Annotated in this window: 3 protein-coding genes and 1 pseudogene; 3 read left to right on the top strand and 1 reads right to left on the bottom strand. The window is 72.7% G+C overall.

From position 1 onward, the window contains the following. Positions 1–930, bottom strand: a pseudogene (locus MNZ29_RS22280) (hypothetical protein); the annotation flags it as partial. A gap of 334 nt (positions 931–1,264) precedes the next feature. Here MNZ29_RS22280 and MNZ29_RS22275 point away from each other — a divergent pair. From MNZ29_RS22275 to MNZ29_RS22265, 3 genes are all read left to right on the top strand, one after another. Further along, on the top strand, positions 1,265–1,945 hold the full coding sequence (locus tag MNZ29_RS22275; RefSeq protein ID WP_242335660.1) for a MotA/TolQ/ExbB proton channel family protein: 681 nt from the start codon (positions 1,265–1,267) through the stop codon (positions 1,943–1,945). Positions 1,946–2,067: 122 nt separating this feature from the next. Beyond that, positions 2,068–2,565: a biopolymer transporter ExbD gene (locus MNZ29_RS22270; RefSeq protein ID WP_242335657.1), complete on the top strand. Its 498-nt coding sequence runs from the start codon at positions 2,068–2,070 to the stop codon at positions 2,563–2,565. Between the two features lie 9 nt (positions 2,566–2,574). Then, on the top strand, positions 2,575–3,159 hold the full coding sequence (locus MNZ29_RS22265; RefSeq protein ID WP_242335654.1) for a biopolymer transporter ExbD: 585 nt from the start codon (positions 2,575–2,577) through the stop codon (positions 3,157–3,159). Positions 3,160–3,243: the final 84 nt, after the last annotated feature.

The raw sequence follows: 3,243 nt of genomic DNA, 5'->3' as shown, positions 1-3,243 counted from the left end.
GGCGCGCGGGGGGGCGCCCCGCCCCACGGCCGCGACCTCCGTGCCCGGCGCCGCTGCCGGCTCGACGCCGGAGAGGTCGATGCCGCAGCTCGCCGCGACGGCCGCGAGGCGCGCGTGCGGGTGCGCCCCGGCGGCGGAGGCAGCCGCGGGCGCGACCGCCGCGAGGCGGCGGCCCATGGCCGCGCGCAGGAGGCGGAACAGGCCGATCCCGGTCGCGCCGGGCGCGAGGCTCGCCGGGAAGATGGCCGCGTCGGCGTGGCGCGCGGCGCGGAGCTGCGCCGGGCCGACCGCCTCGAACTGGACCACCACCTCGAACGCGCGGGCGGCGGCGCGAGCCGCGTCGCGTGCGCTGCGCGCGTAGTCGGCGACCGCCCGCTCGAGCGCCTCGTTGCGGGTGCGCCAGAAGTCCCGCCCGAACGGGAGGACCTCGAACGAGAGCGCGCCGGAGGCCTGCGCCACCGCCTCGCGCGCGAGCGAGAGGTAGTCGATCGGCTGGAAGTGATCGCCGTACTCGCGGACGAGGTGGCGGGTGAAGGCGCGCTGGCAGTCGGTGCAGAAGCCTGCGCCGAGGAGGCCGAGCGTGAGCGGCGCGTCCGGGCGGTCCAGGCAGACGCCGGCGAAGCCGGCCGAGAGCGCGGCGCGGACCGCCTCGCCGACGCGGGCGCGCTGGCGCTCGGACGAAAGGCAGGCGCGCGGGGTGCCGCCCATGCCCGCGATCGTCCCGTCGGCCGCGCGGCACGCCTCGGACGGCGTCGTGGCGCGGCCTGACGGCACGTCGGCGAGCGCGCGGTTCACGAGCGACGCGGGCAACGGCTCCGCGGGCGTGGCGACGAGCGGGTGCGCGTCGAGCGCGGCGGCCGCGCGGGCAGCCTCTTCCGGCAACGCGCCGGGCGCGAGGCGGTAGGGCGCGAAGGTGGTCTCGTTCGGCATGTCCGACGACCGCCCGGACGGAGTGCGGCGCGCTTTCGGCCGCTCACCGGCCAGGCGCTCCGGCGCGCGGAGGCGGAGAGCCTACGACGCAGGCCGCCTCGCGGGCAATTGCCGGGCGAGCGCGGCGGATGCACCGTCTCGCCCGGACGTGCGCGACACGGCCGCGCGGGGCGGCGGGCGCGTCGCGTGTAGGTCGAACGGTGTGCGCGGCGCGCGCACGCCGTCGAATTGACGCCTCTGAAAACCCCGTGATAGGGGATCGAGCACTCGGGCAAGCGCGCGGCAATTCCCTGCGGATTTCCGCGCGTGCCCACGGTCCGGAGGACCCTTCCAGATGGGCGACATGTTCGGAACGCTGGCGAAGCACTACCACGACGGTGGCTGGATGATGCACCCCATCCTCGTGTCGCTGTTCTTCGTGGTGGGGCTCGTCATCGACCGCATCATCGCCCTGTATTTCAGGGCGAACGTCGATAAGGACGCCTTCCTGCGCGGCCTCAAGAAGCACATCTACGCGGGCGACCTCGACAAGGCGATCAGCTTCACCGCCTCGCAGAAGAAGACGCCGCTCACGAGCGTCATCAAGGCGGGGCTCATCAACGTGCCGAAGGGCGATCAGGACGTGCAGGCCGCCATGGACGAGGCGACCCTGCGCGAGTCGCCCAAGATCGAGGCGCGCACGGGCTACCTCGCCATGATCGGCAACGTGGCCACGCTGCTCGGCCTCCTCGGCACCATCGTCGGCCTCATCGGCGCGTTCGGCGCCGTGGCGAACGCCAACCCGGCCGACAAGGCGGCGATCCTCGCCGACTCCATCTCCGAGGCCATGAACTGCACCGCGTTCGGCCTCCTCACCGCGATCCCGGCGCTCGTCGCCTTCTCGGTGCTGCAGGGCCGCACCCAGCACATGATCGACGAGATCAACGAGACCTCGGTCGCCGTGCTGAACCTCATCGTCGCGAACAAGGACAAGATGAAGATGCCCGCGACGGTGTCGGCGGGCGACGACGACTAGGACGGATCCCGGCGCTCTCCGCTCGCCCTTCGGGGCGAGCGGCCCGGAGCGCCCGAGCGACCGCCGCGGCGAGCGCGCCGCGGCCGGCAGCGGATCCGAGCTCACGCGAGAGGAGGTAGCCAATGGGCGGCGGCGCGATGCCCGAGCAGGGCGGCGGCGGTGGCAAGCGGCGAAAGAAGTCGCTCGACGCGACGATCAACGTCGTCCCGGCGATCGACCTGCTCTCCTGCTGCATCACCTTCCTCCTCTACACCGCGGTCTGGACGCAGGTCTCGCGGCTCCAGGTGCAGCAGCTCGGCACCGGCGCGCCCGAGGTCGAGCAGACCGAGGCGCAGAAGCAGCTCCTCGTGACCCTCGCCATGGGCGAGCGGGGCTTCAACCTCTCCACCTCGGCCGGCACCTCCGTCGAGATCCCGAACCTCGGGCGCGGCCAGGACGGCCTCGTGCGCTTCGACCTCAAGGGCCTCGGCGAGCGGCTGAAGGCGCTCAAGGGCGATCACCCGGACGCCGCCGCGGTCACCCTCTCCGCCGAGGACACCGTGCCGTACGGCGACCTCGTGCAGGTCATCGACACGTGCGTCGGCGCGGGGCTCGTCTCCGTCGCCGTCACCGGGGTCTAAAGAGCCGCCATGCCCATCGTCACTCCAGGCAAGCGCCCGGCGAAGCGGTTCGAGAAGTCGAAGATCCTCGGCGGCAAGATGGGCCGCGCTCACAAGGCGACGAACGCGGAGCTGAACGTCGTCCCGATGGTCGACATGATGACGATGCTCGTCATCTTCCTCCTGCAGCAGTTCAGCGCCACGGGCGAGGTGCTGTACATGCAGAAGGACATCAAGCTCCCCGACGCTCAGCACGGGCAGATGATCGAGATGGCGCCGGTGGTGGCGGTGAGCGCCGACCAGGTGGTCGTGACCGGGGTGAAGGTCGCGGACATCCGCGAGCTCGACTCGGACTCGGGCTACCTCAACATCCCCGCGCTCGAGGAGCGGCTGCGCGACGAGAAGAAGCGCTGGGAGTTCATCCACCAGCAGGACCCCGAGAAGAAGTGGGACGGGGTGGTGAACATCCAGGCGGACAAGGCGGTGCCGTTCCGCATCGTGAAGCGCGTGATGTACTCCTGCGGCGTGGCCGGCTACTTCAACGTGAACTTCGCCGCGCTCGACCTCGGCGGCCTCACCGCCACCTCGAGCGGCGCCCCGACGCCCGGCATCTGAGCGCTCGCCCGGCCGCGCTCGCCCCCGCCTCCGGCGCGGGGCGCCGGCCGCGGCGCGGCTGATCGGCGCGCCGCGCGGCGGCCG

Source organism: Anaeromyxobacter sp. SG64, from assembly GCF_022690745.1.
Taxonomy (GTDB): domain Bacteria; phylum Myxococcota; class Myxococcia; order Myxococcales; family Anaeromyxobacteraceae; genus Anaeromyxobacter; species Anaeromyxobacter soli.
This window is presented reverse-complemented; position numbering and strand designations above follow the sequence as displayed.

Excerpts from the sequence above, each read along its gene's own strand:
- MNZ29_RS22275 (WP_242335660.1), top strand. The coding sequence starts at position 1,265 with ATGGGCGACATGTTCGGAACGCTGGCGAAGCACTACCACGACGGTGGC.
- MNZ29_RS22270 (WP_242335657.1), top strand. The coding sequence starts at position 2,068 with ATGGGCGGCGGCGCGATGCCCGAGCAGGGCGGCGGCGGTGGCAAGCGG.
- MNZ29_RS22265 (WP_242335654.1), top strand. The coding sequence starts at position 2,575 with ATGCCCATCGTCACTCCAGGCAAGCGCCCGGCGAAGCGGTTCGAGAAG.